The sequence below is a fragment of the Mycobacterium sp. NPDC050441 genome, from assembly GCF_040655355.1.
In the GTDB taxonomy this organism is placed as follows: domain Bacteria; phylum Actinomycetota; class Actinomycetes; order Mycobacteriales; family Mycobacteriaceae; genus Mycobacterium.
In genome coordinates, this window is the sequence record NZ_JBFAJS010000002.1 from 232,923 (window position 1) to 259,210 (window position 26,288).

Consider the following 26,288-nt stretch of genomic DNA (forward strand, 5'->3'; position numbering starts at 1 on the left):
GGCGCATCTGGCTGCCGCCGAATACCGGGTGAACAAATGGTCCCCGGGGTTATCCCCAGCGCAGGGTCCATCCCCAACCGGCGGCAACCGCCCGGTTCGGGCGGGGGTTCGTGACGGCGCAGGTTGGCACCGTCGGGCCATGACAACACCATCGCCCTCCTCGCCAGAGTTCGACTTCCACCTCACCCGCCCCGGTGCGCTGATCGCCGCGCTGCCCGCGGTGCTCGGCTTCGTCCCGCACAAGAGCCTCGTCCTGGTCACTGTCGACCGGGGCGAGCTGGGCTGTGTCATGCGCGCCGATCTGGCCGAGGACATGACCGGACGCGTCGAGCACCTGGTCGATCTCGCAGCCAACGCCGGCGTAGACGCGGTGATCGCCGTGGTGGTGGACGACCACAGTCGGGACTGCCGGGTGTGCGACGACCGTTACCGCGACTTGGTGGCGGTGCTGGACCAGGCCCTTGCCGCCGACGGCATCGAGCTCTACGCCGCGCATGTGGTGGACAAAGTGGCTGCCGGCGGATCCTGGCACTGCGCCGACGGTTGTGGCGAGCAGGGGTGCGTGGATGACCCGGGTGCTTCGCCGCTGGCGGCAGCCGCGGTGCTGGATGGTCGTCGGCTCTATGCCAGCCGTGACGAACTGCTGCAGGTGATCCGGCCGGATCCGATCGCCAGTGACGCGATGAAACGGCCGTTGGCTCTCGTGGCGCAGCGGCCTGGGTATCCGGATACCCGGCCCGACGCCGAGGTGCGTGGTGACGTGGAGGCCGCGATGCATGCCGCGGTGCAGGTTGCCGAAGGGGATCGACCCGGTAGCGCCGAGCTGGCGCGGTTGGCCGTCGGGTTGGCCGATCCCAGGGTCCGCGACACGCTCTACGCGCTGGCGGTCGGGGAGCGCGCCGAGCAGGCCGAAGCGTTGTGGGCGCTGTTGGCCCGCAGCATGCCCGACCCGTGGCGTGCCGAAGCGCTTGTCCTACTCGCCTTTTCCGCGTATGCGCGGGGTGACGGGCCGCTGGCAGGGGTATCGCTCGACGCCGCGTTGGAGGCGCGGCCGACGCACCGGATGGCCGGCATGCTCGACACCGCGTTGCAAGCGGGCATGCGGCCGGAGCGGATCCGGGAGCTGGCGGTCACCGGCTATCGGCTGGCCGAACAGCTCGGCGTGCAACTGCCGCCTCGGCGGACGTGGCGGCGTAGGGCTGGTTGAGTGGCTAGACCTTCTCGACGCGGACCGCGTGCGCCATGTGATGGGGGAGTTCGACCTGCTCGTGCCCCGGGATCACGATCATCACGCCGCCGTGGTCGGTGGCCTCGACGGTGACCCGCGCGTTCGGCACCACGCCGGCATCCTTGAGTCGGCTGATGAGCTCGGTATCGCCCTGGACGTGTTCGGTGAGCTGGCGGACCACCACGGCGACCGGCAACCCGACCGGGAGTTCGGTGAGCCGGACCAGGCTGACATCGTCGAACCCTGCCGCGCCGACGCCGAGGTCCGACAGGCCCGGGATGGGGTTGCCGAACGGCGAGGTGGTGGGGTTGTCGAGCACCTGCACCAGGCGCCGCTCCACGTCCTCACTCATCACGTGCTCCCAGCGGCATGCCTCGGCGTGGACGTCCTCCCACGGCAACCCGATCACATCGACGAGCAACCGCTCGGCCAGCCGGTGCTTGCGCATCACGGCAACCGCGAGGGCGCGGCCCTTGTCGGTCAGTTCCAGGTGGCGGTCGCCGGCGACATGCAGCAGACCATCGCGTTCCATGCGCGACACCGTCTGGCTGACCGTCGGACCGCTTTGGTCGAGTCGTTCGGCGATGCGGGCACGCAACGGCACCACGCCCTCTTCTTCGAGGTCGTAGATCGTCCGCAGGTACATCTCGGTGGTGTCGACCAGATCGTTCATGCGCGCCTTCCCAGCCCCAACGTCACCGCACAGTCTACCGTTTCCGGCTCTTGAACTGCGGCGCAACGTCGGGGCGTCGGGCACCTCACACATTGAGGGAAAACCCCAGGACATCGGCCTGCAACCGGCCGGCGAGGCCCCGGAAACACCCAGATGTGCGATGTGCCCCGCCGGAAACCGGCGGGGCACATCTTTCAGGGAGGTCTAGCTGGCGTAGGAGCGGAGGCGGTCGGCGCGCTCGCCGTTGCGGAGCTTGGACATCACTTCACGCTCGATCTGGCGGACCCGCTCGCGGGACAGGCCGAACAGCTTGCCGATCTGATCCAGGGTGCGGGGCTGCCCGTCGTCGAGGCCGAACCGCAGCCGGATCACCTGCTGCTCACGCTCGTCGAGCGTGGCCAGCACGTGGCGGATGTCGGTGTGCAGCAGCTCGGAGATGACGGCGTTCTCGGCCGACATCGCGTTCTCGTCTTCGATGAAGTCGCCCAGCGGGGCTTCCTCGTCGGTGCCGACCGGCATGTCCAGGCTCACCGGATCGCGGCTGTGCTCCAGCAGGTCGTTGATCTTCTCGACCGGGATGCCGGACTCTTCGGCCAGTTCCTCGTCGGTGGCCTCGCGGCCAAGGTTCTGGTGCATCTCACGCTTGATCCGGGCCAGCTTGTTGACCTGCTCGACCAGATGGACCGGGAGACGGATGGTGCGGCTCTGGTCCGCCATCCCGCGGGTGATCGCCTGCCGGATCCACCACGTGGCGTACGTGGAGAACTTGAAGCCCTTGGAGTAGTCGAACTTCTCCATCGCGCGGATCAGACCCAGGTTTCCTTCCTGGATCAGGTCCAGCAGCGGCATTCCGCGTCCCGTGTAGCGCTTCGCCAGCGACACCACCAGGCGGAGGTTGGCCTCCAACAGATGCCGACGCGCTGCCTCGCCGTCGCGGACGACGGTGGCCAGGTCACGTTTGCGGTTCTCGCCCAGGCGCTTCTTGGTGTTCAGAACGTGCTGGGCGTACAAGCCCGCCTCGATGCGCTTTGCGAGCTCTACCTCATCGGCGGCGTTGAGCAACGCCGTTTTGCCAATGCCGTTCAGATACACGCGCACGAGGTCGGCGGCAGGGCTCTGGGCGTCCAGATCACTGTCGACGCGGCTTGTGGTGGCATTTGCCATGACGGCCTCCTGATCAGCTCGAACTGTCATGATCTACAACGTCGTAAGCGTCATGAGAGTTCCCGCTGATCTCCGGATTCATGCCCGTTGAGCTGCAGTTTTTCCGGATCGACCTGAGAATGTCCTGAGAATGGTGAAAGAAGGCACTCAGCTGGGGTCATCGTGGTCGGACCGCGCTGGGTCCGGTTGCGGTGGCATAAAAGCGTCGCTCTGTAACGCCGGACGCTCCGCGGTGGGGAACAGCGGGATCCGCTCGCCGCGGCCGGCGTAACGCCGTGGCTCCTCGGCGCTACGAGGGGGACGATCGTTGGCGATCAGTACCGCCATCCAGGGCAGCGGTATCGAGACCACGATGATGGCGAGCGAGATGAGCCCGTTCTGCCAGATGTTGTAGGCGACGGCGGCCAGGATGAGGGCCGGGATGCGGAAGGCCATCAACATCAGGTACTTGCGGACGCGCTGGCGGTGCTGCACTTCGTAGGCGGGTGCGGCTTTGGTGATGAGAACCGGGCGGGCTTCCTTGCCGAAATCGTCGCCGAAATCGTCGTCGAAACTCAGCTCGTGGCTTTGTTTCATGCCTCTACTGTTCCACATCTGGACCGGGTCGTGGCAGGTGGATTTCCCTATGCCCCGCATCCAGGCAGAATGAATCGTATGCAGACCCAGACCATCGAGCGCCCGGACACCGACGAACGCGTCGACGACGGGACCGACGATGACACCCCGAAGTTCTTCCATTACGTCAAGAAGGACAAGATCGCCGAAAGCGCTGTCATGGGCACGCATGTGGTCGCGCTGTGCGGCGAGGTTTTCCCGGTGACGAAGGCGGCCAAGCCCGGCTCGCCGGTGTGCCCGGATTGCAAGAAGATCTACGAAGCACTCAAGAAGTAGGCGGCGGTAGCGGCGGCTCGGCCGGCTCGGGCGCAGGTGTTTCTGCCGGTGCCTGAGCCCCGCCGTTGTGGGCCTTGTCCTCCAGCCATTCCCGCAGTCTCCTGGCGTGCGTGTCCGACGCGGGCCACTCCTCTTGTATCGCCGCGTTCAGTTCGGCGCCGAGCATGATGGCAAAACCCAGGAAGAACGCGAACAGCAGAAACGCGATCGGTGTGGCGAGTGCGCCGTAGGTGTATCCCGTGCTGGTGATCCAGGTCAGGTAGATCCGCAGCCCGAACGTGGCGACCAGGAACACCACGGTCGCCAGCACGGCGCCGAGTACCAGGCGGTGCGTCGGAATCGGAGCAGGCAGCGATACCCGGTACAACACAGTCACGCCCACCAGCACCGCGAGGAACAACGCCGGGTAGTAGCCGTACCGCAGCACGTTGTCCCAGCTGTCCGGGATGTGCTCGGAGACCGCCCGCGGCCCGAGCGCCAGCAGCGGCGCCACCCCGATCGCAGAGACCAGCATGATCACGTACAGGCCCAACGCGTAGAACCGTTGACGCACCGGATGTCGCAGCGGTGTCTGATCGTGCGCCTCCACGATCGAGTCCACGAACGCCGACACCGCCGACGACCCGGCCCACAACGAGATCACGAAACCCACCGACACCACCTCGCCCCGGGCGCCCCTGACGATGTCGCGGATCGTCGGTTCGATGATCTCGTTGACGACGTTGGGGGAGAAGAAGCTGTTCGCCGCGTTGATCAGCTGATCCTGGATCGTCGGCAGGGTGTCCGGCCCGAACCACGGTGCGATGTAGGCCAGGCTGCCGAGCATCCCCAGTAGCAGAGGAGGCAATGACAACGCGCACCAGAACGCCGCCTGTGCCGACTCCGAGAAAATGGAGTCGTCCCAGCTCTTCGACAATGTGCGTCGAGTGATATGCCAGATGTGGTGGCGTGATGGTGGTACTGGAAGCGGCTGGCCAGTCATGACCAGTCAAGCATTACTGACGAAACGTGCTCCTGCCCAGGCGGGTGGTGCCGACCGGTGGCGGTCAGGCGTCTGCCGCGCTGGACTCCAGCACGGCGGCCAGCTCGACCAGCTTTGCTTCGTGCTCGTTGGCGTGATGTTGGCAGAAGAGCAGCTCGGCCCCCGAAGGCAGCTTCGCGCGCACGCGTGCGGCCGCACCGCAACGATCGCAGCGATCGGCTCTGGTTAGCTCCGGGCTTATCAGAGTTGCGTTCATGGCTCCTCCGTCTTCTGCGCTTCGCATCTTGGCAAAGGCGCCTTGATTGCGTATGTCTACTCTGTCAGACGTTTTGGATTCCGGCCTTGTTCCCCAAGGGTTCACCGGTGTGTCGTGTCTCACTTGGCTGCCGTGTTGCTGGCCGGGCAAGCTGACGCTATGCATCCATCGCCGCGGATCCTGGTTCACTTGTGCAGTGTCGAGGATTGGACGCGCGCCCAGCGTAGCGGGGAACATCGTCCGGACTCGCTGAGTGTGCAGGGCTTCGTCCACCTTTCGGCTCCTGAGCAGGTGCATCTGCCGGCGAACCGGCTCTACTCCGGACGCGGCGACCTGGTGCTGCTGCACATCGATCCGGCCAAGCTGGCGGATCCGGTGCGCTGGGAACCGGGGGTTCCGACGGACCCCGACGCGATGTTGTTCCCGCATCTGTACGGTCCGCTGCCGGTGGACGCTGTGATGACCACCACCACCTATGCACCCGACGCCGAGGGACGGTTCGCGCCGTTGGCCGGCGACACGCCGTCGTCGTAGAGCGCAGCTCAGCAGCCCGCTCGGCGCGTGACATGCTCGTCGGGTGTCTGTCGCGGCCCAGAACCGGCAGGGCGCGGCCACGCGGCTGCGCCTGGTGAAGGCTGCCGAACGATTGTTCGCCGCCCAGGGGGTGGATGCGGTGTCGGTCCGGGCGGTCAATGCGGCCGCGGGGCTCGGCGCGGCCTCGGTGCACTACCACTTCGGATCCAAGGACGACCTGCTGCGCGCGGTGCTCACCGATGTCGGTGCGCCGGTGCGCGACGAGATCGCGGCCAACGTCGCGCTGCTCGCGGCCGACCCGGTCGCGCCGAGTGCTGACGCCCTTGTCCGGGCGGTCACCGAGCCGTATCTGAAACTGTTGCTCCGCCACCGGGTCCGGGGGATGCGGTGGATCAAGATCATCGCTCAGATCTCGCAGGAGAACCATCCGGTGATGCTCGAAACCGAGCAGCACCTGCCCGACGAACTGTTCGCTCAGGTGCAGCGGACGTTTCCCGATTCGGACCAGGCGCGCCTGGAACTGCGCTGGGCCATCTCGATCATGAACTTCATCCAGGCGCTGAGCCGGGCCGACGAATGGCGCCGTAACGGGAGCCGCCTGGACGAGGCCGAACTGCGGGACTTCTACGAAGACCTGGTGAGTTTCGTCGTCGGCGGGGTCGATCGGCTGCTCGGGGCCTGACCGATCATGGCGGTACGGACGGGCCTTCGCATGCCGAAATTTCTGGATCACTTGATCCAATCAACCGATCCAGATAATGTGCCGGACATGTGGAATTCGAGTTCGATCAAGTTCGGGGCGTTCCTGGCGCCCTACCATCCCCTCGACGCTGATCCCGCGCTGCAGCTGCGCCGCGACATCGACCTGATGGAGCACCTCGACCATCTCGGCTTCGACGAGGCCTGGATGGGCGAGCACCACTCGACCGGATCCGAAATCGTCCCTGCGCCAGACGTGTTCATCGCGGCAGCGGCCGAGCGCACCGAGCGGATCCGATTCGGCACCGGCGTGATGTCGCTGCCGTACCACCACCCGCTGGTCACCGCGGACCGCATCACCCAGCTCGATCTGCAGACCCGCGGACGCCTGATCGTCGGCACCGGGCCGGGCAAGATCCCGCTGGACGCGCACATGATGGGAATCAACCCGATCGACCAGCGCCGCATGCAGGGCGAGGCACTGGAGGCGGTGTTGCGGCTGCTGCGCGGCGAGGTCGTCAACATGGAGACCGACTGGTTCACCCTGCGCGATGCGCGGGCCCAGCTGCCGACCTATGACCCCGCCGGCATCGAGGTGGCGACCGCCTCGACCATCTCGCCGAATGGGTCGGTGCTCGCCGGCACGCACGGGTTGTCGCTGCTGTCGCTGGCTGCCAGCTCACCGAGCGGATTCGACGTGCTCGACCGCAACTGGGGTGTGTACGAGAAGGTTTCGGCCGAGAACGGCCACCAGGCGGACCGCGCCACCTGGCGCCTGGTCAATCCGATCTTCATCGCCGAGACCCGGGCCGAGGCCGAACGGGCCGTCAGCCGCCGGATCCACGCCATCGCCGAATACGTCAACCGGCAGCAGGGCATCAACCCCGATTGGGCTCAGACCCCCGAGGGCATCATCAACCAGTGGCGCACCGACAACCTGGGCGAGTTCGGCCAGGTCATCATCGGCACCCCCGAGGACGCGATCGCACAGATCGAGCGCCTCATCGAGAAGACCGGCGGATTCGGCACCCTGCTGATCATGCATGTGGACATGGCCAGCTGGGATGACACCTTGCGCAGCTACGAGTTGTTCGCCTCCGAGGTCGTCCCGCATTTCAAGAAGCGCAACGTCGGCCGGCAGGCCAGCCTGCAGTTCGCCGAGGACAACAGCGAGTACCTTCTCGGTGGCCTCATCGGCGCAATCACCAAGGCACACACCGACTATTACGGCCAGCCTGCCGAGCAGCTCGCCGGGCAGGGGGCGTGATGCGCGCGGCGGAGTACTTCGACGGGCGATTCACCGTCACCGATGTGACCGAACCGCCCGTCGCCGGGCCCGGGCAACTGCGCATCAAGGTTGCCGTCTGCGGCATCTGCGGCAGCGATCTGAGCATGTCCAAGGATCCGTGCCGGTTCGTCGAGGTGGCTGCCGGTGCGGGCTACCCGTTCGCGGTGTTCGATGCCACCCGTCCGGTGGTGCTCGGTCACGAGTGGGCCGGCACCGTCGTCGAAACGGGCCCGGGTGTCGAGGATTTCGCTGAGGGCGACCGGGTCACCGGGCTCGGCATCACCACGGAGCAAGGTACCGGGATGCCGACGATCATCGGCTACTCGAACGAATACCACGGGGCCTTCGGCGAATTCATCGTCGTTGACGCCTTCTGGGTCCGGCACGTGCCCGACGGCCTGTCGCTGGAGCACGCCGCCCTGGCCGAGCCGCTCCACGTCGGCGAGATGCACATGCAGCAGTCCGGTCTGACGCCGGCGGACACAGCCTTGGTGATCGGCTGCGGATCGATCGGTCTGGGCACGATTCTGGCCGCAAAGGCTGCCGGCGCACACACCGTCATCGCCTCGGAGCCGTCACCCAAGCGCCGCGAGCTGGCCGCGAAGATGGGCGCCGACATCGTCGTCGACCCCAATGAGCAGGATCCGATCGCGCTCTACAACGAGTTGCTGGGCAGTGGCAAGACCGGCGGGGCCGATCCGCAGGGCCTGCTGATCGCCTACGAGTGCAGCGGACGGGTGGGCACCCTCAACTCGCTGACGCACACGCTGCCGTGGGGTTCGCGCATCCAGGTGGTGGCCTCGCCGTTCGCCGAGGAGACCATCCTCCCGGTGGTCGCGCAGATGCGGCAGATCGCGATCAATTTCGGGCACGGCCACTACGACCAGGCCTACGAGAAGGTGCTGGCACGGCTGGCAGCCGGCGAGATCGACGCCGACGCGATCATCACCGGGCGGGTCGGTCTGGATGGCTTGGGCGATGCGTTCGAGGCGCTGCGCGACCCCGAGGCCCACGTCAAGATCCTGGTGCTGCCCGGACAGTGAGGTGGCGGTGGGCTAGCGGTGCTGCTCAGCGCTCAGTGCGGTGCGCAGCCGCTGGCCCACCAGACCCCGCGCCTGCCGCGACCACGTGAACCCGACGTGGCCGCTGTTGGTCCAGTGGACCGAGCCGTCACGCCAGGCGTGATGCAGTGCGCGGGACTGGTCCACCGGGATGAGTCGGTCCCCGCGGGCGGCGAACAACGACAGCCGATCGGCCGGCACCACTGCCGGTACCGTCAGCGGGGATGCCACCCGGAATGTGTTGCGGGCGTTCGCGGAACGCAGCAGCGAGTGGTATTCGGCAGGCGGCCCGTGGTGCTCCATCAGCCCGAGCACATCGGCGAACGGCAACGCCGCAACCACCGCCTCGAGCGGTTCCAGGCCGGCGAGCATGGTGGCCAGGAAGCCGCCGAGTGACAGGCCGTAGACGCCCACCGGGGCATCGCTGGTGGACCGGATCCAACCGATGAGGCGGCGGACGTCCCACAGGGCCTGGGTGATTCCGTGCAACATCGCCGTGAGGTCCAGCGACAGCAACTGGCCGTCGGTGTCGGTGCGCCGCGGGCCGTGCAACGGTGACACCGGCAGCGCGACGTTGAATCCCAATTTCGAATGCAGGTAGGTCGCCCACAGCACGGCGAGGTCGAACCGGGACGAGCCCATGCCGAAGCCGTGCAGGCAGACCACCCACGGTGCGTGTGGATCGCGCTGACGCAACAGCCGCACGAAAGCTGTTCCATTGCAGTCGTTCCCAGGCCAGCGCGCGGCGCCGGGCTCAACCGCTCGCGGCGTGAAATCCGATGCGAACGTCATGGTTTCATGACGCAGCGGGCCGGTGCGGGTACGCAGCTCGAGCACATCGGCATCGCGTAACGGCGGCGGGGTGCGATGGTATGTCGCAGGCGCCGCCACCCAGCCGCGCTCCTCGAACAGCGCGGCTGCGGCGGCGATCTCGGCGGCGATCCGGTCAGCCGCGGCGTCGGGGGACACCTTCGGCTGCCGGGTACGCATGACGGCGAGGATCGCCTCGTCGATCGCGACGTGTGGCGCGATGGACAACCGCTGGGTCAGGGTCGTGCAGTCGGAACGCCGATTGTCAGGCAACGGAAATCTCGCTCGGCTCAGTTGGTGTGGACCGGCGTCACCGGAATCCGGCCCGCGCTGGCCCCACCGTCGACGGTCAGATCGGCGCCGGTGATGTATGACGACGCATCCGAGGCGAGGAAGGCGACCACGTTGGCGACCTCTTCGGGAGTGCCGACACGGGTCAATGGCGCACCGGGATGGCCGCCGAGTCCGCGTTCCACCTCGAGGTGGGCGATCATCGGGGTGTCGATCATGCCGGGATAGACGGTGTTGACCCGAATGCCCAACGGGCCCAGCTCGATTGCCGCGACCTTGGACATACCGCGAAGACCCCACTTGGAGGCGCCGTACGCCGTGTAGCCGGCCAGCCCCTGCACACCCGCCTGTGACGAAATGTTGACGATCGATCCGCCGCCGGCGGCCTTCATCGGTTCGGTGACGGCCTGCATGCCGAGGAAGGCGCCGATGAGATTGACCCGCAGCATCTGTTCGAATCCCTCGGTGTCCTGCTCGGCCAGTGGCACCACCTTGCAGATGGCGGCGTTGTTGACCAGCGCGTCGACCCGGCCGAACTCGCTGATCGCGGTGTCGACCGTTGCGCGCCAGTCATTTTCGTTGCCGACATCGTGGCGGACGAAGCGGGCGGCAGCGCCGATGGACTCGGCGACGCGCTGACCATCCTCGACGAGGAGATCGGTCAGCACCACCTTGGCACCCAGCGCGGCGAACAACCGCGCCTCGGCCTCACCCTGACCGCGGGCGGCCCCGGTGACGATCGCGACCTTGCCGGACAGGTCGACGCCGGCCATCAGTCGTTGTCCTGGTCGATGCCGGTCAGCATGAGTTCGGAGACACGGCGGGGGAATTCGGTGAACTTCGCCATCGGAACGATGTTGCGCGGCAGGATGACGTGGCGACGGTTGTTCTCGATGGCATCGGCGATGGCCTCTGAAACCACGACCGGGTCCAACTGGTCGCGCGGAATCATCCGCCACCGTATCGATCGCTCGATGGTGCGCCGCGCCGGACCGAATGCGCGGATGTGGTCGATCATGTCGGTTTTGACCTCGCCGACCTGCACGAGCGTGGTGCCGACCGGCTTGCCCCGCAACTCGCCGCGGATACCTGCGGTGAAGTGGCTCAGCCCGGCCTTCGACGTGCCGTACAGGGTAAGTCCCGGCCCCTGGGAGATGGCGCCCATCGAGGACACGTTGACGATGTGGCCGCGCCCACGCCCGACCATGCGAGGTATCGCCTGGCGGCAGAGGTCCATCGGAGCCGCCAGGTTGACCTGCAACAGGTTACGAATCTGCTCCGGGCTGACCTGGTGGAACCGGCCGACGTGGTCGATACCGGCGTTGTTGATCACGATGTCCACCGGGCCGTCGGCCTCGACCCGGTCAAGCAGTGCCTCGACGGCGGCCGGGTCACCCAGGTCGGTCGGGTAGGCCTTGCCGCCGATCTCCTTGGCGAGCAGGTTGAGCGACTCGGCGTCACGCGCCACCACGGCGACGTCGACGCCGCGTGCGGCCAGCACCTCGGCGATGCTCTTGCCCAGGCCGCGGCTCGCGCCGGTGACCAGAGCGCGGGAGTTCCTCAGCTTCATGGGTTGCCTTTCAGTGATTTTCAGGTGTGGTCTTGGTTGTTCAGTTCGGAATTCAGGGCGTCGCGGACGACGGTGCACACGTCTTCGGTGGCCTCGGCCGCGGCGGGAAGATGGTCGGCGAGGTTGAAGAATCCATGGAAGCCTCGCTCGTAACGCCGGACGCTCACTTTCGCGCCGCCGGCGGCAAGCATCCGGGCGTACTCCTCGCCCTCCTCGCACAGCGGATCCAGGGCTCCGGTCAACACGTGCGCATCCGGAAGCCCGGTCGTATCACCGAGAATCGGCGATGCCGACACCTCGGCCTGGGCGCCGCTGGCACCCAGATACTGCGCGGTGAACCACTGCATGTGCGCAGCGGTCAGCACCCCGCTCTTGGTGTGCGGGCTGGACAGCGACGATTTGCGACGCTGATCCACAACCGGGTAGATCAGCACCTGGAATGCGATGGCCGGGCCGCCGCGGTCCCGGGCTGTCATCGCGACCACGGCAGCCAGATTGCCGCCCGCGCTGTCGCCTGCGATCACGAGCCGGGCCGGGTCACCGCCGAGTTCGACGGCATGCGAAGACACCCATTCGGTTGCCGCCCAGGCGTCTTCGACCGCGGCGGGATACGGATGCTCGGGAGCCAGCCGGTAGTCGACCGAAACCACGATTGCGCCGATGCCGTTGGCGAGCCTGCGGCAACACGAGTCGTGTGAGTCGAGATCACACAGCACGAATCCGCCGCCGTGGAAGTAGACGAGGACCGGCAGTCCGGCGTCCGGGTCGGTGCGGAAGTCCGTGCCTGAATCGTGGCGGGCCAGCGGATGGTAGATCCGCACCGGAATGTCGCCGGTGGGTCCCGGGATGGCCCGGTCTTCGACGTGGCCCACCTGCATGGGCCGGGCCGGACGGCGGCTGGCCTTGAGCCTCGCCCGCACCTCGGCAGCCGCCGCGATGGGATCGCTGCCGCCTTCGAGGATGGGGGCGAACGCGTCGCCCATCCGGCCGGCGACCTCCTGCTTCATGGTGTCGTCTTGGATGTCCGAGTCGCTCACTTGGAACCGCCGGTCAACTCGCCGCGCAGCACCTTGCCGGTGGCGTTGCGGGGCAGCCTGTTCAGGAACTCGACGTCCCGGGGAATCTTGTACCGGGCCAGGTTCGCCCGCACATAGTCCTTGATCTCATCGGCGCCCAGGGTGGCCCCGTCGTTCAGCACCACATACGCGTTGAGCCGCTGACCGAAATCCTCGTCACTGACCCCGATCACCGCCACCTCGTCGACCTCCGGATGGCTGGTGATCAGGTTCTCGACCTCCAGCGGATAGACGTTCTCGCCACCGCAGATCACCATGTCGTCGTCACGGCCGTCGATGTAGAGCCGGCCGGTGTCGTCGAAGTGGCCGACGTCACCGCTGCTCTGCAGCCCACCGATCGACTCTTTGGTGCGGCCGTCGGTGTAACCGGCGAAGCTCACGTCGCTGCCGGCGAAAACCCGTCCGATCACCCCCGGTTCGGTGATCTCGCTGCCCGCCGAGTCGTACAGGCGGACCGCGCATCCGACCGGGGCCCGGCCCGCGGTGCGCGGATCGTGCTTCAGATCTTCGGGCATCGCCACGGTCATGACCGCGAGTTCGGTTGAGCCGTACAGGTTGTACAGCACCGGGCCGAACTCGGCGAGGGTGCGCTTGACCAGATCGGGTGGCATGGCCGAGCCCGAGACGAAGATGATCTTCAGCGACGACGTGTTGTAGCTGTCGCGAACATCCTTGGGCAGGGCCAGGATTCGCTGCAGCATCGTGGGCACCACGACCAGTACGTCGCAGTGGTGGTTCTGGACCGCGCGCAGCGTCTCTTCCGGGTTGAACTTGCGCCGCAGCACCAGGCGGTTGCCCAGCGCCAGCGACAGCACCGCCTGGCCGAGCCCGGTCCCGTGGAACATCGGTGCGGCGAGCATGCAGGTCTGACCGCGGCGGCGCGGCACCCGGTCCAGCAGCTGAGCGGAGAACAGGGGAGAGGTCTTGCCGCGCGGGGCGCCCTTGGGCGTGCCGGTGGTGCCGCTGGTCAGCAGCGTCATGCCGCCCGGCTTGGCGGGTGCGGCGACCGGAGCCGGCGAGGTGGCGTCGATCAGGCCCTCCAGCGAACCCTCGACGTCGGATGTCGAGCGCTCGTCGGTCCAGGCCAGGAAGCGGCGCACGCCCGGATCGATGGCGCTGACGAGGTCGGTGAACTCCTCGTCGTGGATCAGCACGTTGACCTTTTCGCGGGCCGCGACGTCGGCGAGCTGCGGCTTGGCGAATCCGGTGTTCATCAGCAGCAGTTGTGCCCCGACCTTGCCGGTCGCGGCCAGGATGGTGACCAGGCCGCGGTGGTCGCGGCACAGCGCCGCGATGACCGAGCCCGCACCGATGCCGCGGGAGTTCCAGGCCCGGGCAAGTGCATTCACCCGGCCGTTGAGTTGGGCGAAGGTCACTTCGCCCCATTCGTCGGTGATGGCGATGGCGTTGGGATCGCGGTTGGCGGCGCTTTCGATCACGGCGGCGAAGCCCCCGAACTGGCGGACCAGCTTTGCCTGCTGGATGCCGTCGGCCGCTCCGCCCGACAGGCCGGACTCGCGCAGCACGGCGAGGCTGCGGGCGATCACCCGGAACCGGTTGACCCTGGCGGCGAGGCTGGATGTGCGCGGATTAGCTCGCTTCATGCCGCAAACGGTAGGTCGCACCGGGCCGGCAGCGGGTCCCAGAGTCTCGCTGGGCGGGACAGCGTGTCTACTGGGACACACGATTCGATAAGAGTGATGGCAGCCACAGAAAGAGCCGTATCGGCGGTGAGGACAAGCGAGGTTGAGAATGCGGCGTTTGAAGGGCGAGGACAACAGCTTCCTGGCGTGGGAGAGCTCGGTGCAACCGCAGCACACGATGAAGGCCGTCGTTCTGGACCCCCGCCAGGTATCGGAACCGCTCACCTTCGACCGGATCAAGACCGCCGTGCAGGGCTGGGTCGATCAGGTCGAACCGTTGCAGTGGCAGTTGCTGTCCCCGCGGGTCGGGGTCGGCCGGCCATGGTGGGTGTCGCGGCCGCAGATCGACATCGAGCACCACGTCCAGCGGACCACCGCGCCCGCACCCGGCGGAGACGAGGAACTCGCGGCGACCATCGGCGAGATCTTCGAGGTGCCACTGGACCGCGACCGGCCGGCCTGGCAGCTGTGGTACGTCGAGGGCCTCAAAGACGGCCGGGTCGCCCTGGTGCTCAAGATTCACCACGCCGTCGCCGACGGCACCGCATCGCTGCGCCTACTCGAAACCCTGTACAGCACCGATCCGGGCACCCCGCTCCCGCAGCCGGGGCGGACACCACTGCGGAACGAGCAGCGACCGGCACCGTGGGTCTGGTGGCCGCTGGTGCTGCGTCACCAGGTCGCGGCGCTGGCCCGTTTCCCCGGCATCATCGCCCGCACCGCGGCCGTCACCGGGGTGATCCGGCGCCGGCAGAAGGCCGGAAAGCCCGGTTACGCAGAAGCTTTCGCTCCGCCGGCGATGCCGTTCAACGAACCGTTCTCGGCCAGCCGTCGATTCGCGTACCGGCGCTGCGACGTCACGGAGATCAAGCGGGTGTCGAAGGCATTCGGCGTCACCATCAACGATGTCTTCCTGACCATCTGCGGCGGTGCCCTTCGTGAATACCTGGCTGAGAGCGGGCAGGCCTGTGACGAGAGCTTGACCGCCGTCGTGCCCGTCTCGATGCGACCGGCCGAAACCGAGGCCGAGTGGGGCAACAAGGTGGCGCGATGGAACGTCGAGCTCGCCACACACATCGCCGATCCGGTGGAGCGACTGAAGGCGGTCGCGTCGGCGACCCGGGCCGCACGTGAGGTGCAGGCAGAGCGGGACGCCTGGCTGCAGCATGACTGGATGGAGTACTGGCCGCTGTTCTGGTTGTACTCGCGGGTGCTGCCGATCCTCGGGGCCAAGATGAAGCGCCGTCCGATGTTCAGCCTGATCGCGTCCAACATGCGCGGCCCGCAGGACACGCTGTACTGGGGCGGTGCGCCGATCGAGCAGCTGATCTCGTCCGGACCGATCGTGTTCCCGATGGGGTTGAACTTCACCGGGTGGAGCTACCGCGATGAGATGGCGATCTGCGTGCTCACCTGTGGTGATCAGGTGTCGGACCCGTACGGGATCGCCGATCGGGTGCCGCAGGTTCTGGCCGAGTTGTCGGCGCGGGCGGGTTCAACCGACGGTGGGCCTCCTGTCGTGAACGCCGGCTCAGCCGGCGGCGACGCTTCGGATCGTCAGGCGGTATCCGGCTAGGACGTCGAGCCAGAGGCGGGCCACTGGGTCCGTCGCGTCGAGCGCGTGCCTGCCGCCGCTGCTGAGCAGTTGGTCGGCGGCGTTGCGCGCGCGGGTGACGGCCTGACGCAGCGCTGTGGTGGCGCAGTCCGCGTCGGCGTCGGTGCTCAGCGCTGTGGTGAGTTGCAGCCGGGCGGCGTCGATGTCGGATTCCGCCGTGGCCACCAGTACCGCCGATGCGGTCAGTTCGGTGGTGTCCTCGCTGCCGTACGAGGTGGCCAGCCGCCGGCGGACCTGACCGACGTGCGCCTGCCACACACCGGACGCGGCGCCGATGACCGCGGCGGCCTGCCCGGCGCCGGCAAGGACCCGGTAGGGCGGTGGTACATCATCGAATTCACCGGTGTCCCAAGCATTGTCATCGGGTGGCGAGAACACGGAGCCGTCGTCGACAATCGCGTCGGACACCGTGACGTCGCCGATTCCCGCCGCGTTCAGGCCACGCCGGCCGACGTCGCCGTCCACCTGCACGACGCCGCGGGGGAGAAGGACATACCGGACCGAATCCCCGTCGAGGGCGCTGAGCAGCAGCCAGTCCGCGACGTCGGCACCGGTCACCGATTCCCAGCGGCCGGTCAGCCGAAACTGTGCGCGGTCGGCGGTCAACCGTCCCGTCGGTTCTGCGCAGGCGGTCACCAACGCGCCGGCGTCGACGCTCCACACCCGTTCGGCGGCACCGTCGCCCAGCCTGGTCACCGCGTAGGCCGCGGCGTTGACGGCCGCGGCGAACCACGCCGCCGAGCCGTCGCGCGCGGCGAGGTCGGCCACCGCTGCGACGAATTCGGCCGGCGACACCGCGCGTCCGCCGTATCGGACCGGCTGCAGCAACCGACCCGATTCCGAATCACGCACGACGGCAATCGATTCAACGGCCGAGATGGTGGGCTCGACGCCGGGTGCACCGGGCGGCTCGGCCATATGACCTCCTGGGAGGGGTGACGAATGGTATTCACGATGGTGACACACCGGACGGGCAGGATAGGGCGGCAACGATGACGCAGAATGTGCGCGGCGCGGTGCGCCAGGCACTGCCGGCGATCGCCGCGGCGGCAGCCGATGTCGACCGCACCGGGGCCGTCGACCCTGCGGTGATCACCGGCCTGCACGATGCGGGTTTCTTTGCGATGCTGCGGCCCAAGGCGTTCGGCGGGATAGAGGCCGACCCGGCCGAGTACCTGGCGGTCACCCGTGACCTGTCCACGGCGTGTACCTCCACGGGTTGGCTGGCCGGATGGCTGGGTGTCAACACCTGGCATCTCTCGCTGTTCGATCACCGTGCCCAGCGCGACGTGTGGGGCCGGGATCCGCAGACCCTGCTCTGCGAGTCGTATGCCCCGACCGGTCGGCTCGAACGCGTGGGTGACGCATTCCGGCTGTCGGGCCGGTGGAGCAGGTGCACCGGAATCCTGCATTCGACGTGGCTGATGGCCGCCGCGGTCCTGGTCGGTGAGGACGGTGCGGCCCAGGATTTCCTGGTGGCACTGGTACCGCGTGAGGACTACGTCGTGGAATCGACGTGGAACAGCGTGGGATTGCGCGGTATCGGTGCGCACGACGTCGTCGTCTCGGGTGCGGTCGTGCCGCGGTACCGCACGTTCGGCTGGGTCAGTGGTGACCAGCTCAGGTTGTTGGCTCCGCTGTACCGGTTGCCGCAACCGACCATGTACACCCATACGGGCACGGTTCCCCTGCTCGGCGCGGCCGAGAACGTCCTCGCCGCATTGCGGCCCCGGGCCGGTTCGTCGGTCGATCCGGTGGCCATGGCGTGCAGCGATCTCGAGTTGTCGATCCGGCAGATCGAACGCAACCTCGGCGACCTCATGGACTGTGTGCGTGCCGACCTCGCCCTTGGCAACGACCTGGTGCTGCGATCGCGCCGGGATCAGGTACTGGCCTCCGAGCGTGCCGTCGCGGCGATCCGGACGTTCATGGCGCACTCGGAGGGCGGCGATACCGGGGACTCGCTGGTGGAACGGGTGTGGCGCGACGTTCAGACCGCGCAGACCCACGTCGCCAGCAACGTGGAGCAGGTGCTGGCGCTCGTCGGCCGCCACTCCTTCGGCATGGAGGTTGACGAGATCATCTGGTAGCCGGCGGGGAGTCAGACCCACGCGTCGGAGGTCAGCGTCCGCAGCACGCGGGACAGCATGTTGTCGGTCGCCTGCGCCTGGGAGGTGGCCGCCAGCGCACTCTCGCGTCCGGCGCCGAGTTGCTGAGATATGTGCCGGGCCGCCCGGATCACGAACGGGGCGGTGCGCTGCAGCCGGTGCAACGGAACCGCGCCGGTCAGCGACAACCCCGCCACTTCACCGTCGGCAGAGCGCAGCGGCGCCGCCACGCTGGTCAGGCCGATCGCCAGTTCCTCGTTGTCGTAGGCGAGCCCGTGGCGGGAGCGGATCCGGGCGAGTTCGCGGTGCAGAGTCTCCAGATCGCTGATGGTGGACCGGGTGGACCGGGTCAGACGCGGCCCCAGGACGGCGTCGACCTCCTCGGCGGGAAGCTCGGCCAGCATGGTCTTTCCCAGTGCGCTGGCATGCGCGGGCGTGTGACCCGCGACGCGGGTGGGCACCACAGCGCTGTTACGTCCGGCCACCTTGTCGAGGTAGACGACATCACCGCCGAAGAGCACCCCGAGGTGAACCACCAGCCCGGTGTCGGCGTGCAGTCGGGACAGGGTCGCGGAGGCCACGCTGCGCAACTGCGAGTGATCGATCATCCTGGTCACCGGCAGCGGGGAAGCGGCCAGGGAGTACCCGTCGGGGCGGTGTTGCAGCAGGCCGGCACTGTGCAGCTGTTTGAGAATCCGGTGTACGGACGAGCGCGGCAACCCTGTGCGGCCGGCGATCTGATCCAGCCGCAGGTGCTTGCCGGGCTCATCGAAGGTGTTGAGGATCAGCGCGACACGATCCACCATCGACACGGCCGCGTCACCCTGTTCGGCGCGTGGTCGTGATGTTGCGTTGCTGGTGGATGCCGGCACTGCGCCCCCTAGGACGTCGAACACTGAGTCCCCCACAATCTCACTCAGCGAGATCCTGACGCAAGGGCAAAGGTGCGGTACCTCACCATGGTGGTCACATGCGATACACGCGACAAGGAGTTTCGGATGCGTGGTGTTGAAATGACCAGGGACGTTCTGGACGGCATCAACGAAAATGCCGATCGGATACAGGCACTCGGACCCGTCAACGAGAAGCTCGGCCGGCTCGACAACCGGGCGGTCGAGGCGCTGCGCGAGTCCGGGGTGATGCACATGCTGCAGCCCGAGGAGTTCGGCGGAATCGAGACCCATCCGGGTGACTTCGCCGAGGCCGTGCTTGAGATCGCCCGGCTGGACGGGGCGGCGGGCTGGGTTGCCGGTTCGGTCGGTGTGCCGCCGTGGGCATTGGCCTCAGCCGACCGGCGCCTGCGCGACGAGGTGTGGGAGGCCGACTCCGACGTCTGGATCGCCTCGGCGCACGCGCCGGCCGGAGTGCTCCTGCCCGTCGACGGCGGCTACCGGCTCTCCGGTGAGTGGCGATCGGTCGCGGCCATCGACCATTGCGAGTGGGTTGTCGTCGGCGCCCGCGTGGTCGGTACGGGCGACACCGACGGACTCGGGTATTCGCTTGTGCCGCGGGGAGATCTGCGCATCGACGACGAATCCTGGAATGCCATCGGATTGATCGGCACCGGAAGTAAGAACATCACGATCGATGACGTGTTCATCCCCGGGCATCGGCTGCTGAACCACCACAGCATCGTCGACGGCACCGCGGCCGGACATGCGGGTCTGCGCAATCCCATCTACCACATTCCGCTGAGCACCATTGCACCGCTGGGAATCACGGCTGCGGTGATCGGTATGGCCGAGGGCGTACTGGCCCACCATGTCGAGGCGGCCGGTGCGGACGGCCCGGTCGAAGAACACGCGGCCGCCGAGATCCGGGCGTCGCGACTGGTGCTGCTCGACACGCTCACGGAGTCCTTCAACCGGGTGCTGGACGGGCCGATCGACACGGCGATGCGGGCACGTGCACGCCGCGACCAGATCGCCGCGGCCCGGCGGGCGGTGCGGGCGATCGATGAGATCGTCTGTCACTCGAACGTCGACGCTTTGCGCCGCGGCAACCCGGTGCAGCGGCTGTGGCGGGATGCCCACGTCGGTCTGGCAACGGTGGTCACCGAGTCGAAGGTGGTGTCGCCGTAGCCGGACGCACGACGAAAAATGGTGGGCGGCGCGAAAGATCAGCGCCGCCCACCATTTTCGTTGCTGGTGATCAGTTGCTCGTGATCAGGCGTGGGTACCGCCGTCGATGCGGATCTCGGTGCCGCTGATGAACGCTCCGTCGTCGGACACCAGCATGGCGATCACCCCGGCGACCGCGGACGGGTCACCCATTCCGGCACCACCGGAGGCCAAGGTGGTCGGCATGATCGGCGAGAGTTTCGCGAACAACGACCAATCGCTGTCGTCCGGAACGAGTCCCGGTGTGGCATCGGTGATTCCGGACTTGATGCTGCCCGGTGCCACACTGACCGCCCGCAGCCCCTGCTTGCCGTACTCCAGTGCGAGCGCATGGGTCATCGACTGGATGCCACCCTTGCTGGCCGCGTAGGCAGCCATGTAGGGATGGGCGAACGCCGCGGAGGTCGAACTGAAGTTCACGATGGCACTCTGCGGATTCTTCAGCAGCGCCGGCAGCGCCTCGCGGATCACCAGGAACGTCCCGGTGAGATTGACGCCGATGATCTGGTTCCAGGCCGCCAGGCTCATCTCGTGGGTGTGCACCGCGCGCAGCATGCCCGCGGCGTTGACCACCGAGTCGAGGCCGCCTAGCGTCTCGACCGCGGTGCGCACACCGTCGACCACCGATGCCTCGTCGCCGATGTCCATCGTCAGCACCGTGAGTTTGTCGGCGGTGCCGGCCTGTTGCGCGCTCTGCCGGGTGGCGTCCAGCCCATCGGCTGAGATGTCGGCACTCACCACTGCGGCGCCCTCGTCGAGCAGTCGCAGCGCGGTGGCCTGTCCGATTCCGGATCCGGCGCCGGTCACCAGGATCCGGCGGCCCTCAAGTCGTTTCATGATTGTCACTGTCCCATCACGTATTTCACGGTCGGACCGGCGGTCCATCCGCCGTCGACGGCGATCTCGGCGCCGGTGACGTAGGAGGAGGCACCGGACAGCAGGTAACAGACCGCGCCGGAGATCTCGTCGGCCTCACCGACGCGGCCCATCGGAGTGTTGGGGTAGTTGCCCTCACCCTGTGTGATGCCGACCTGAGCGGTCATCGGCGTATATGTCATGCCGGGATGCACCGAGTTCACCCGGATGCGGTCGGTGCCAAGCTCCACGGCGGCGATCTTGCTCAGCCCGCGCACGCCCCACTTGGACGCGCCGTAGCCGGCCGTCAGTGCCAGGCCCATCAGGCCGGCGGCCGAGGAGATGTTGACGATGGAGCCCCCGCCCGCGGCGCGCATCGGAGCGATGACCGCCTGGAGCCCGTTGAAGACGCCGACCAGATTGATTTCGAGCACCGTGCGGAAGTGGTCGAGCGGCTCGTGCTCGATGAACTGGCCGGTCGAGATACCGGCGTTGTTCACCAGCCCGTTCAGCTTGCCGAACTCCGTCTGGGTGAGTTCGACCGCGGATTTCCACTGCGCTGCATCGGTCACGTCGAGGTGGACGTAGCGGGCGGCATCGCCCAGCTCGGCGGCCAGCGCGGAACCGTCGTCGTCGAGCACGTCCGAAATCACCACCTTGCCGCCGCGCGCGACGATGTGCCGGGCGAACGACGCCCCGAGGCCGCGTGCGCCACCGGTGACGATCGCCACGACATCCGACAAGCCATCCGAATCTGCTTGCATCACAACAACTTCCTTTCAGAGTGAAACCCGGCTGCACCCAGAGTCGATCCAGCCGCAACGCGCCTGGTGCTGTGAACGCAACGATAATCGCGGCGGCGTTCGTTCGGACGCGAGTCTCACCCAGCGGGAGTGGGCAGTTCGGTGTCGCTCAATCTGCGGCGGACATCAACCGCTCGAGCTCGGCCTTGGCGCCGTCCAGCAACTCCCAGGGATCCTCGACCAGATCGGGATCCGCCTGCACACCGACGTCCACATAGTCGCCGTAGCTGAACACCGTGACGTTGATGCCCATCCCGACGGTCAACGGACCGACGGGGACGATGTGTTCGATGCGGGCGCCGGCCATGTACAGCGGGATGGGCGGGCCGGGCACGTTCGAGACGATGAGGTTGCTGGCCAGTGGCAGTCTGTCCTCGAGCTTGGCTGCCCGGAATCCTTTGAACAGCAGGTTCAGCAGCAGCGGCGGGGTGAAGTCGGTCAAACCGATGGAGTGAGTGGCCTGCAGATCCTCGGCCAGCGCCTTGGCGCTGTTCATCCCGTCATGGATCGCCGACAACCGCTCGACCGGATCCTCCACCTCGGTGCACAGCGAGGCGACCATCGTGTGCACATGGTTGCCGGGGGTTTCGTCGCCCGCGTCGCGGGTGGACATCGGCACCGTGGCCAGGACCGGGGTGTCCGGCAGCGCGTCGCGCTTGATCAGGTAGTTGCGAAGCGCGCCGGCCACGATGCACAGGATCACGTCGTTGACCTTGACGCGCAGGCTGTTCTTGACGTGCTTCACGTCGGCCAGCGGCAACGAGGTGTAGGCAAAGCTGCGGTGCGAGCTCAGTGCGCCGTTGAAGCTGGTCTTGGGTGCGCTCATGGGCCGCGGCGGCGGGTTGTCGCGACGGAGATGGTTGACGGTGGTCACCGCATCGCGGACGGTCTTGCCAAGAAACTGAACGATTTTCGGTGGGGTACTTGCCACCGCGAGGGTGCCTCTGCCGAAGAGTTCGAGACTTGAGTGCCGGGGATGTTCGACTTCGTCGGGCAGGTCCACCACCGGCTTGTCGGCGTCGGGCGTGACGTCACACAACACCGACGACAGGCCTGCACCGGATACGCCGTCGACCACGGAGTGGTGGGTCTTGGCGATGTAGGCCACCCGCCCGTCCTGCAGCCCTTCGACGAACCAGCTCTCCCACAACGGCTGGTTGCGGTCGAGCTGGCGGGCCAGGACCTCGCCGACGAGGTCGGCGAGTTCGCGTGCGCCGCCGGGGGCCGGGAGCGCGGCGCGGTGAATGTGGTAATCCAGCTTGAAGGCGGGATCATCGACCCAGACCGGCCGGTCGAGTTGCAGCGGAACCTGCTGGATCCGGCGACGGAACTGGGGGAGATAGGGCAGCCGGCGGTTCAGGTGATCACGCAGGTGTTCATAGTCGAATCCCGGTGCACCCGAAGGATCGAGGATCATCAGCCCCAACGTGTGTTGAGGCCACTCGGTGCCTTCCATCGACAGGAACATGGCATCCATGCCCGACAACCGCTTCACTGATAACCCCCCGTTCGCCACCCACCCAGATATGGAGGCCCGACCGTATCCGGAATCGGATCCGAAATCGGGGGAAAATGCCGGTCAGCGAGACTTCCGCTGTTGCCTGAGGCAACAGCTGGTGGCCCCGGCATCGTTTTGCTGCCGCCTTCCGAGGTCCTTCGTACCGGTGAGTGAGACAACTGCTGTTCGCCGCACACAGTCGTTCGTAACGTGACGCACCGAACATTGAAGCGAAAGGCATCGATAGTGACAGCGCAGCCAGGTCCGTCGGGTACCGCCGAACAAAACTCCACCGCGGTGGATGTCGTCGTGGTGGGAGCCGGGTTCGCCGGGCTGTACGCACTGCATCGGCTTCGCGGGCAAGGCCTTTCGGTCCAGGTGTTCGAGGCCGCCGACGGCGTGGGCGGAGTCTGGTACTGGAACCGCTACCCGGGCGCGCGGTGCGACGTCGAAAGCGTCGACTACTCCTATTCGTTCGACAAGGACCTCGAACAGGAGTGGAACTGGACCGAGAAGTACGCCACCCAGCCCGAGATCCTGGCTTACCTCAACCACGTGGCCGACCGGTTCGACCTGCGGCGCGACATCTCGTTCGAGACCCGGGTGACCGACATGGTGCTCGACGAGAAGACCATGCGCTGGGAGGTTCGCACCGACCGGGGCGACGTGGTCTCCGCACGCTTCTGCATCCTCGCGGTCGGGCCGCTGTCGAACGCGAACATCCCGGCGATCGAAGGTCTCGATTCGTTCGCGGGCGAGGTCCATCACACCGCGCACTGGCCGCACGAAGGCGTTGATTTCACCGGCAAGCGGGTCGGTGTGATCGGCACCGGATCCTCGGGTATCCAGGCGATCCCGTATCTCGCCAAGCAGGCCGAACAGCTCTTCGTCTTTCAGCGCACCCCGAACTACAGCGTGCCGGCCGGCAACATTCCGCTCGACGATGAGACGCGGGCGGCGCAGAAGGCCGGGTACGCCGAGCGGCGCAGGCTCTCGATGCTCAGCGGCGGCGGCTCACCGCATCAGCCCCACCCCAAGTCCGCACTGGAGGTCTCCGCCGACGAACTGGAGCAGACCTACCAGCGCCGCTGGGAGCTGGGCGGGGTGTTGTTCTCCAAGGCCTTCCCGGACCAGTTGGTCACCATCGAGGCCAACGACACCGCCCGGCTGTTCTGGGAGCAGAAGGTGCGGGCCGTGATCGACGATCCGGCGGTGGCCGACGTGCTGATCCCGAAGGATCATCCGATCGGCGCGAAGCGAATCTGTACCGACGACAAGTACTTCCAGACCTTCAACCGGGACAACGTCTCGTTGGTGAATCTGCGGGCGACGCCGATCGAGCGGATCGACGCGTCGGGTATCGACACCACCGATGCGCATTACGACGTGGATGCGTTGGTGCTGGCCACCGGATTCGACGCGATGACCGGTTCGGTTCAGAAGCTCAACGTCCTGGGCCGGGGCGGCCGAACTCTCAACGAGGCGTGGGCCGAGGGGCCGGCGACCTATCTGGGCCTGGGTGTCCCGGGCTTCCCGAACGTCTTCAACATCGCCGGTCCCGGCGCACCTTCGGTGCTGGCCAACATGGTGCTGCATTCGGAGCTTCACCTGAACTGGGTCGCCGATGCGATCGCCTACCTCGACGCCCAGGGCGCTTCGGCGATCGAGGCACGCGAGGACGCCGCGGCCGAGTGGGTGGAAGAGTGCACCCGACGTGCCGCAGGAACGCTTATGCCGCAGGCGAATTCGTGGTACCTCGGAGCGAACATCCCGGGTAAGGCGCGGGTGTTCATGCCCTTCGTCGGCGGTTTCGGCGTGTACGGCGAGATCATCGCCGAGGTCGCTGCGGCAGGCTACAAAGGCTTCGATATCCACCAGGATCTGACCGCCTAGCGGTCCCTGCGGGGGCCGGCTGCTTCACGCGCCGGCCTCCGAAACAGGGATACGGTCAGGTTTCGCGGTCCAGCACCACGCGGATATCGGTGCACACCTGCTGCTTGGCCTCGCCGGCCAGCCTCAGCGCAGGCATGGTCATGAACCCGTGGATGGCACCGGCATAACCACGGTGGGCCACCGGAACCTCCTGGGCGGCAAGCGCTTCAGCGTAGTCTTCGCCTTCGGAGCGCAGCGGGTCGAAGCCCGCGGTGATGACCACCGCCGGCGGCAGTCCGCGCAGGTCCGCGTGAAGCGGCGCGGCATGGGGATGTGCGCGGTCACCGGCATCGGGAACGTACTGATCCCAGTACCACGCCATCGCGGCCCGGGTGTTGTAGAACCCCGTTTCGAATCCCCGGTACGACTCGGTGTCGAAGTCCGCTGCGAGCACCGGATACAGCAGTGCCTGACACGCGATGTCCGGTCCGCCGCGGTCGCGGGCGAGGAGGGCGGTCACCGCGGCGAGATTGCCGCCGGCACTGTCTCCCGCGACGACGATCTTCGCCGCATCACCGCCGAGTTCGTCGGCCCGGCGCGCGACCCAGCACAGTGCGGCATACACGTCCTCGGCGGCTGCCGGCCACCGCGACTCAGGTGCCAGTCGATAGTCGACGGACACCACGACCGCCCCGATGCCGTTGGACAGCGATCGGCATAGATCGTCGTGGGTGTCGAGATCGCAGAACACGAACCCGCCGCCGTGCGCGAATACCACCATCGGTGCCGGTGCACTGGAAGGCGCTGCCGGCCAATAGATCCGGACGGGAATGTCGCCCGCAGGGCCGGCTACCTTCCGCTCCTCGACCGCCCCGACGGGCTGGGGTGGTTCCATCGGGCGGAACCGGGCACGTACCGCGGCCCTGGCCTGCGTTCCGGTCATCGTTTCCACCGCGGGGAAATCGGCGTTCAGTACGGGCAGCAGCGCCTCGATCTCGGGATCGACGTTCATCTCCGCCTATTCGGGTCGTCCGGATACGGCCGGCCCAACCAAACCACATCCGGCCCAGGCCGGGAGACGGCGTGTTCCACGCAGCGAGACTCGTCGGAAATCAGGTCGTTCGTTCACTGCGACGGCGGTTTGAACCGATGGTCCACCTCCGCGATACCGCACTGCGCAAACCGGTACCGCTGAACGGGACTCCATCCCCGGTCCGGTCATGCGGTGCGCACCATCACAGTGCGCAGGGC

26 protein-coding genes are annotated in these 26,288 nt (G+C 67.2%); 10 read left to right on the top strand and 16 right to left on the bottom strand.

Annotated elements, in window-relative coordinates:
* The first annotated feature begins 139 nt into the window (after nucleotides 1-139).
* Entirely contained in the window at nucleotides 140-1,207 is a 1,068-nt protein-coding gene (locus AB0I14_RS06195) for a DUF4192 domain-containing protein (protein ID WP_358017485.1), read from the top strand.
* Between the two features lie 4 nt (nucleotides 1,208-1,211).
* Here AB0I14_RS06195 and AB0I14_RS06200 read toward each other — a convergent pair whose 3' ends face one another.
* From AB0I14_RS06200 to AB0I14_RS06210, 3 genes are all read right to left on the bottom strand, one after another.
* A complete protein-coding gene (locus AB0I14_RS06200) occupies nucleotides 1,212-1,901 on the bottom strand; it encodes an iron dependent repressor, metal binding and dimerization domain protein (RefSeq protein ID WP_358017488.1) in 690 nt (229 codons plus the stop codon).
* Nucleotides 1,902-2,105: 204 nt separating this feature from the next.
* A complete protein-coding gene (locus AB0I14_RS06205; RefSeq protein WP_268952398.1) occupies nucleotides 2,106-3,095 on the bottom strand; it encodes a sigma-70 family RNA polymerase sigma factor in 990 nt (329 codons plus the stop codon).
* 117 nt (nucleotides 3,096-3,212) lie between these two features.
* Nucleotides 3,213-3,641, bottom strand: a complete 429-nt coding sequence (locus tag AB0I14_RS06210; protein ID WP_358017491.1) for a DUF3099 domain-containing protein — start codon at nucleotides 3,639-3,641, stop codon at nucleotides 3,213-3,215.
* A 78-nt stretch (nucleotides 3,642-3,719) separates the two neighbouring features.
* Between AB0I14_RS06210 and AB0I14_RS06215 the strand changes: the two genes are divergently transcribed.
* Nucleotides 3,720-3,956 carry a DUF3039 domain-containing protein gene (locus AB0I14_RS06215; protein ID WP_358017493.1) on the top strand — a complete coding sequence of 79 codons (237 nt, stop codon included), beginning with the start codon at nucleotides 3,720-3,722 and terminating at the stop codon, nucleotides 3,954-3,956.
* Here the strand turns inward: AB0I14_RS06215 and AB0I14_RS06220 are convergent.
* Together AB0I14_RS06220 and AB0I14_RS06225 are read right to left on the bottom strand one after the other, a co-directional pair.
* The gene (locus AB0I14_RS06220; RefSeq protein WP_358017496.1) at nucleotides 3,946-4,938 is read right to left on the bottom strand and encodes a YihY/virulence factor BrkB family protein; all 993 of its coding nucleotides are present in this window, start codon (nucleotides 4,936-4,938) and stop codon (nucleotides 3,946-3,948) included. The two genes, AB0I14_RS06215 and AB0I14_RS06220, sit on opposite strands and share 11 nt — an antisense overlap.
* 64 nt (nucleotides 4,939-5,002) lie before the next feature.
* A complete protein-coding gene (locus AB0I14_RS06225) occupies nucleotides 5,003-5,194 on the bottom strand; it encodes a hypothetical protein (protein ID WP_358017499.1) in 192 nt (63 codons plus the stop codon).
* Nucleotides 5,195-5,353: 159 nt separating this feature from the next.
* Between AB0I14_RS06225 and AB0I14_RS06230 the strand changes: the two genes are divergently transcribed.
* The 4 genes from AB0I14_RS06230 (at nucleotide 5,354) to AB0I14_RS06245 (ending at nucleotide 8,758) form a co-directional block, all read left to right on the top strand.
* Nucleotides 5,354-5,728, top strand: a complete 375-nt coding sequence (locus tag AB0I14_RS06230; RefSeq protein WP_358017502.1) for a DUF952 domain-containing protein — start codon at nucleotides 5,354-5,356, stop codon at nucleotides 5,726-5,728.
* A 43-nt stretch (nucleotides 5,729-5,771) separates the two neighbouring features.
* Nucleotides 5,772-6,410 carry a TetR/AcrR family transcriptional regulator gene (locus tag AB0I14_RS06235; protein WP_358017505.1) on the top strand — a complete coding sequence of 213 codons (639 nt, stop codon included), beginning with the start codon at nucleotides 5,772-5,774 and terminating at the stop codon, nucleotides 6,408-6,410.
* A gap of 87 nt (nucleotides 6,411-6,497) precedes the next feature.
* Complete coding sequence (locus AB0I14_RS06240) at nucleotides 6,498-7,694, top strand: LLM class flavin-dependent oxidoreductase (protein WP_358017508.1); 1,197 nt, start codon at nucleotides 6,498-6,500, stop codon at nucleotides 7,692-7,694.
* Nucleotides 7,694-8,758 carry a zinc-binding dehydrogenase gene (locus AB0I14_RS06245; RefSeq protein WP_358017511.1) on the top strand — a complete coding sequence of 355 codons (1,065 nt, stop codon included), beginning with the start codon at nucleotides 7,694-7,696 and terminating at the stop codon, nucleotides 8,756-8,758. Before AB0I14_RS06240 ends, AB0I14_RS06245 begins: the two co-directional genes overlap by 1 nt.
* A 12-nt stretch (nucleotides 8,759-8,770) precedes the next feature.
* Here AB0I14_RS06245 and AB0I14_RS06250 read toward each other — a convergent pair whose 3' ends face one another.
* From AB0I14_RS06250 to AB0I14_RS06270, 5 genes are read right to left on the bottom strand one after another with little or no spacing between them, the layout of a single operon-like run.
* Complete coding sequence (locus AB0I14_RS06250; protein ID WP_358017514.1) at nucleotides 8,771-9,859, bottom strand: abhydrolase domain-containing 18; 1,089 nt, start codon at nucleotides 9,857-9,859, stop codon at nucleotides 8,771-8,773.
* Between the two features lie 17 nt (nucleotides 9,860-9,876).
* On the bottom strand, nucleotides 9,877-10,650 hold the full coding sequence (locus tag AB0I14_RS06255; protein WP_358017517.1) for a glucose 1-dehydrogenase: 774 nt from the start codon (nucleotides 10,648-10,650) through the stop codon (nucleotides 9,877-9,879).
* Nucleotides 10,650-11,447 (bottom strand): SDR family NAD(P)-dependent oxidoreductase, encoded by a 798-nt coding sequence (locus AB0I14_RS06260; protein WP_358017520.1) that lies wholly within the window; start codon nucleotides 11,445-11,447, stop codon nucleotides 10,650-10,652. Before AB0I14_RS06260 ends, AB0I14_RS06255 begins: the two co-directional genes overlap by 1 nt.
* A gap of 20 nt (nucleotides 11,448-11,467) precedes the next feature.
* On the bottom strand, nucleotides 11,468-12,484 hold the full coding sequence (locus AB0I14_RS06265; protein ID WP_358017523.1) for an alpha/beta hydrolase: 1,017 nt from the start codon (nucleotides 12,482-12,484) through the stop codon (nucleotides 11,468-11,470).
* Nucleotides 12,481-14,127, bottom strand: coding sequence for an AMP-binding protein (locus tag AB0I14_RS06270; protein WP_358017526.1), 1,647 nt, complete (start codon nucleotides 14,125-14,127; stop codon nucleotides 12,481-12,483). Before AB0I14_RS06270 ends, AB0I14_RS06265 begins: the two co-directional genes overlap by 4 nt.
* A 148-nt stretch (nucleotides 14,128-14,275) precedes the next feature.
* Here AB0I14_RS06270 and AB0I14_RS06275 point away from each other — a divergent pair, with 148 nt between their 5' ends.
* Entirely contained in the window at nucleotides 14,276-15,742 is a 1,467-nt protein-coding gene (locus AB0I14_RS06275; protein ID WP_358017529.1) for a wax ester/triacylglycerol synthase family O-acyltransferase, read from the top strand.
* On the opposite strand, the gene AB0I14_RS06280 is transcribed toward AB0I14_RS06275, so the two are convergent.
* On the bottom strand, nucleotides 15,698-16,699 hold the full coding sequence (locus AB0I14_RS06280; protein WP_358017532.1) for a hypothetical protein: 1,002 nt from the start codon (nucleotides 16,697-16,699) through the stop codon (nucleotides 15,698-15,700). The two genes, AB0I14_RS06275 and AB0I14_RS06280, sit on opposite strands and share 45 nt — an antisense overlap.
* A gap of 74 nt (nucleotides 16,700-16,773) precedes the next feature.
* On the opposite strand from AB0I14_RS06280, the gene AB0I14_RS06285 reads away from it, so the two are divergent.
* A complete protein-coding gene (locus AB0I14_RS06285; protein WP_358017535.1) occupies nucleotides 16,774-17,871 on the top strand; it encodes an acyl-CoA dehydrogenase family protein in 1,098 nt (365 codons plus the stop codon).
* Between the two features lie 11 nt (nucleotides 17,872-17,882).
* Here AB0I14_RS06285 and AB0I14_RS06290 read toward each other — a convergent pair whose 3' ends face one another.
* A complete protein-coding gene (locus tag AB0I14_RS06290) occupies nucleotides 17,883-18,695 on the bottom strand; it encodes an IclR family transcriptional regulator (RefSeq protein WP_358018987.1) in 813 nt (270 codons plus the stop codon).
* Between the two features lie 207 nt (nucleotides 18,696-18,902).
* Here AB0I14_RS06290 and AB0I14_RS06295 point away from each other — a divergent pair, with 207 nt between their 5' ends.
* Nucleotides 18,903-19,970, top strand: a complete 1,068-nt coding sequence (locus tag AB0I14_RS06295) for a hydroxylase (RefSeq protein ID WP_358017538.1) — start codon at nucleotides 18,903-18,905, stop codon at nucleotides 19,968-19,970.
* 84 nt (nucleotides 19,971-20,054) lie between these two features.
* Here the strand turns inward: AB0I14_RS06295 and AB0I14_RS06300 are convergent, their stop codons facing one another.
* From AB0I14_RS06300 to AB0I14_RS06310, 3 genes are all read right to left on the bottom strand, one after another.
* Nucleotides 20,055-20,846, bottom strand: a complete 792-nt coding sequence (locus AB0I14_RS06300) for an SDR family NAD(P)-dependent oxidoreductase (RefSeq protein ID WP_358017540.1) — start codon at nucleotides 20,844-20,846, stop codon at nucleotides 20,055-20,057.
* Nucleotides 20,847-20,851: 5 nt separating this feature from the next.
* The gene (locus AB0I14_RS06305) at nucleotides 20,852-21,628 is read right to left on the bottom strand and encodes an SDR family oxidoreductase (RefSeq protein ID WP_358018990.1); all 777 of its coding nucleotides are present in this window, start codon (nucleotides 21,626-21,628) and stop codon (nucleotides 20,852-20,854) included.
* Nucleotides 21,629-21,776: 148 nt separating this feature from the next.
* Nucleotides 21,777-23,162: a wax ester/triacylglycerol synthase family O-acyltransferase gene (locus tag AB0I14_RS06310; RefSeq protein WP_358017543.1), complete on the bottom strand. Its 1,386-nt coding sequence runs from the start codon at nucleotides 23,160-23,162 to the stop codon at nucleotides 21,777-21,779.
* 249 nt (nucleotides 23,163-23,411) lie between these two features.
* Here AB0I14_RS06310 and AB0I14_RS06315 point away from each other — a divergent pair, with 249 nt between their 5' ends.
* Nucleotides 23,412-25,058 (top strand): NAD(P)/FAD-dependent oxidoreductase, encoded by a 1,647-nt coding sequence (locus tag AB0I14_RS06315; RefSeq protein WP_358017546.1) that lies wholly within the window; start codon nucleotides 23,412-23,414, stop codon nucleotides 25,056-25,058.
* A gap of 55 nt (nucleotides 25,059-25,113) precedes the next feature.
* Here the strand turns inward: AB0I14_RS06315 and AB0I14_RS06320 are convergent, their stop codons facing one another.
* Nucleotides 25,114-26,049: an alpha/beta hydrolase gene (locus tag AB0I14_RS06320; RefSeq protein ID WP_358017549.1), complete on the bottom strand. Its 936-nt coding sequence runs from the start codon at nucleotides 26,047-26,049 to the stop codon at nucleotides 25,114-25,116.
* Nucleotides 26,050-26,288 lie beyond the last annotated feature (239 nt).

Bases quoted from the DNA above. Each gene is read 5' to 3' on its own strand.
- AB0I14_RS06195 (WP_358017485.1), top strand. From the start codon at position 140: ATGACAACACCATCGCCCTCCTCGCCAGAGTTCGACTTCCACCTCACC.
- AB0I14_RS06200 (WP_358017488.1), bottom strand. From the start codon at position 1,901: ATGAACGATCTGGTCGACACCACCGAGATGTACCTGCGGACGATCTAC.
- AB0I14_RS06205 (WP_268952398.1), bottom strand. From the start codon at position 3,095: ATGACAGTTCGAGCTGATCAGGAGGCCGTCATGGCAAATGCCACCACA.
- AB0I14_RS06210 (WP_358017491.1), bottom strand. From the start codon at position 3,641: ATGAAACAAAGCCACGAGCTGAGTTTCGACGACGATTTCGGCGACGAT.
- AB0I14_RS06215 (WP_358017493.1), top strand. From the start codon at position 3,720: ATGCAGACCCAGACCATCGAGCGCCCGGACACCGACGAACGCGTCGAC.
- AB0I14_RS06220 (WP_358017496.1), bottom strand. From the start codon at position 4,938: ATGACTGGCCAGCCGCTTCCAGTACCACCATCACGCCACCACATCTGG.
- AB0I14_RS06225 (WP_358017499.1), bottom strand. From the start codon at position 5,194: ATGAACGCAACTCTGATAAGCCCGGAGCTAACCAGAGCCGATCGCTGC.
- AB0I14_RS06230 (WP_358017502.1), top strand. From the start codon at position 5,354: ATGCATCCATCGCCGCGGATCCTGGTTCACTTGTGCAGTGTCGAGGAT.
- AB0I14_RS06240 (WP_358017508.1), top strand. From the start codon at position 6,498: ATGTGGAATTCGAGTTCGATCAAGTTCGGGGCGTTCCTGGCGCCCTAC.
- AB0I14_RS06245 (WP_358017511.1), top strand. From the start codon at position 7,694: ATGCGCGCGGCGGAGTACTTCGACGGGCGATTCACCGTCACCGATGTG.
- AB0I14_RS06255 (WP_358017517.1), bottom strand. From the start codon at position 10,650: ATGGCCGGCGTCGACCTGTCCGGCAAGGTCGCGATCGTCACCGGGGCC.
- AB0I14_RS06260 (WP_358017520.1), bottom strand. From the start codon at position 11,447: ATGAAGCTGAGGAACTCCCGCGCTCTGGTCACCGGCGCGAGCCGCGGC.
- AB0I14_RS06270 (WP_358017526.1), bottom strand. From the start codon at position 14,127: ATGAAGCGAGCTAATCCGCGCACATCCAGCCTCGCCGCCAGGGTCAAC.
- AB0I14_RS06275 (WP_358017529.1), top strand. From the start codon at position 14,276: ATGCGGCGTTTGAAGGGCGAGGACAACAGCTTCCTGGCGTGGGAGAGC.
- AB0I14_RS06280 (WP_358017532.1), bottom strand. From the start codon at position 16,699: ATGGCCGAGCCGCCCGGTGCACCCGGCGTCGAGCCCACCATCTCGGCC.
- AB0I14_RS06285 (WP_358017535.1), top strand. From the start codon at position 16,774: ATGACGCAGAATGTGCGCGGCGCGGTGCGCCAGGCACTGCCGGCGATC.
- AB0I14_RS06290 (WP_358018987.1), bottom strand. From the start codon at position 18,695: ATGGTGGATCGTGTCGCGCTGATCCTCAACACCTTCGATGAGCCCGGC.
- AB0I14_RS06295 (WP_358017538.1), top strand. From the start codon at position 18,903: ATGACCAGGGACGTTCTGGACGGCATCAACGAAAATGCCGATCGGATA.
- AB0I14_RS06300 (WP_358017540.1), bottom strand. From the start codon at position 20,846: ATGAAACGACTTGAGGGCCGCCGGATCCTGGTGACCGGCGCCGGATCC.
- AB0I14_RS06305 (WP_358018990.1), bottom strand. From the start codon at position 21,628: ATGCAAGCAGATTCGGATGGCTTGTCGGATGTCGTGGCGATCGTCACC.
- AB0I14_RS06320 (WP_358017549.1), bottom strand. From the start codon at position 26,049: ATGAACGTCGATCCCGAGATCGAGGCGCTGCTGCCCGTACTGAACGCC.